The 2183-nt window shown below is 66.3% G+C and carries 2 protein-coding genes and 1 pseudogene; 1 reads left to right on the top strand and 2 read right to left on the bottom strand.

The genetic code is table 11. The annotated features are described in order from the left end of the window. Window positions 1-1500 (top strand): aldehyde dehydrogenase family protein (locus EOA60_RS29730; RefSeq protein WP_128312382.1); only part of this gene is annotated, 1500 nt, incomplete at its 5' end. Window positions 1501-1533: 33 nt separating this feature from the next. On the opposite strand, the pseudogene EOA60_RS29735 reads toward EOA60_RS29730, so the two are convergent. Continuing rightward, window positions 1534-1785: pseudogene (locus tag EOA60_RS29735) on the bottom strand (antibiotic biosynthesis monooxygenase). A gap of 49 nt (window positions 1786-1834) precedes the next feature. Then, window positions 1835-2183: TonB family protein (locus tag EOA60_RS29740; protein ID WP_128312383.1), on the bottom strand; the 349-nt coding region annotated here is incomplete at its 5' end.

Genomic DNA, 2183 nt, shown 5'->3' on the forward strand with positions numbered 1-2183 from the left:
ATCGCCTTCCGCGCCGTCGAGATGCTGCGCGAGGCCGGCGTGCCGGAGGATATCATCCAGCTCCTGCCGGGTGACGGTGCGTCGGTCGGAGCGCCGCTCACCGCCGACCCGCGCATCGCAGGTGTCTGCTTTACCGGCTCGACCGAGGTCGCCAAGCTGATCGAAAAACAGCTGGCCGAAACGGCGGCGCCCGATGCCATGCTGATTGCCGAGACGGGTGGGCTGAACGCCATGATCGTCGATTCCACGGCGCTTCCCGAGCAGGCGGTGCGCGACATCCTCGCCTCCGCCTTCCAGAGCGCCGGGCAGCGCTGCTCGGCGCTGCGCGTGCTCTACGTGCAGAAGGATGTCGAGAAGAAGATGCTGGCCATGCTGAAGGGCGCGATGGAAGCCCTCAATGTCGGCGATCCGTGGCTGATCTCGACCGATGTCGGCCCGGTCATCGACGATGAGGCGCAGGCCTCGATCGGCGACTACTGCAAGAAAAAGGGGCTGGAGGGGCGCCTCATCGCCAAGCTCGAAGCGCCGGCTGCCGGCCGCTTCGTCGCGCCGCATGTCTTTCGGGTCAAAGGCATCGAGGAGATGGAGCGCGAAGTGTTCGGTCCGGTGCTGCATGTCGCCACCTTCGACGCCGACGACATCGACGCGGTGATTGCCGGCATCAACCGCAAGGGCTACGGCCTGACCTTCGGCCTGCACACCCGCATCGAGGGCCGCGTCCAGCATTTCGTCGACGGCATCCATGCCGGCAACATCTATGTCAACCGAAACCAGATCGGCGCCGTCGTCGGCTCGCAGCCCTTCGGCGGCGAGGGTCTGTCCGGCACCGGGCCGAAGGCCGGCGGGCCACATTATCTGCGCCGCTTCCGCGAGGGCCCGCAAGCCGGAACGGAAGTCGGCGACGGCCACAAGGTGACGGCGACGGAACTCGCGGACAATCTGCCGGACCCGACGCTTGGCGGTTGGTCGACGCGACCCGATCGCGTGGCGATTCTGAGAAAGCATCTGCGCGGCAAGGGGGCTGCGGCCATCGCCGCCGCAGGGGGCCTCGATTTCGGGCAGGTCGACCTGCCGGGCCCGACCGGCGAGGCCAACACGCTGTCGCTGGCGCCGCGCGGACGGGTGCTCTGCCTCGGGCCGGATGCCGAGACGCTGCTTGCGCAGACAATCCAGGCTTTAGCCGCTGGCAATGCCGTTCTGGCAGTGGCGCCAGGCGCGCCGGCGGCGCTGTCGGCGCTGACCGGCAAGGGCCTGCCACTGGCGGCGATCGACGGTCGGCCGGACCCGGTCGAAGCGCGCTCGCTGCGCGTCGACGTGGTTGCCTTCTCCGGCACGCCGGAAGCGGCGCGCATCGTGCGCAAGGTGGTTGCCGAGCGCGCCGGGCCGATCGTGCCGCTGATCAGCGAGGTGCTTAATCCGGCGGCTTATGCGCATGAGCGCGCGGTCTGCGTTGACACGACGGCGGCCGGCGGCAATGCCAGCCTGCTTGCTGCGGCCTAATCAGGTGCGGGAAGGCCGCCGCGTTAGCGGCGGTCAGGCGCCCTCGACGACCGAAAACCCTTCGAACTGGGGGTGGCCAAGATAATGCACCTTGGCGGTGCCGGCGTTGCGATGGGCGGCGCGGAAGTTCTGTATAGCCCTCGGTCTCGTTGACCGGGCCGCGCAGCAGGTGGAATTCCTTAAAGCCTTTCATGTCGGAGAGGCTGGAATCGCGGCTCGTCCAGATGTTCTCGAAAGCCTCTCCGAGCCGTTCTGGACCTTGAAGCGGTTCATGGCGATGTACATTGGCTTCCTTTCGAAAGGACGAATTCTGACGTTTAGGGTGGCGGAGGCTTTAAAAAGGGCCGATCCGCGCCTTGAACACCCAACTTGATTTGCCGGTCTCGGGTGGAATGGGAGGGAACGGGGCTTGCTTGCGCACCAGCGTCAAAGCGAACTGATCGAGCTCGGCGGACCCTGAACTTTCAGTGAGCTGCAGGTCGCTGACGCTGCCGTCGGCCGCGACGACGAAAACCACCCTGGCGTTGTTGCGAGCCTTGGCCTGGATCGATTTCGAAACGCGACGGTTGGCGCGCGCAAGTTTCTTCTGGATTTCACCGCTGTAGTGGGATTCCAGGGCATTGCCGGCAGCGGCCTGTTTCTTGCCCTTGCTGGCGGCAACTGGCGCGTCGCGTGTATCGCCA

Origin of the sequence: Mesorhizobium sp. M1A.F.Ca.IN.020.06.1.1, from assembly GCF_004023265.1 — a bacterium.
Classification (GTDB): Bacteria; Pseudomonadota; Alphaproteobacteria; order Rhizobiales; family Rhizobiaceae; genus Mesorhizobium.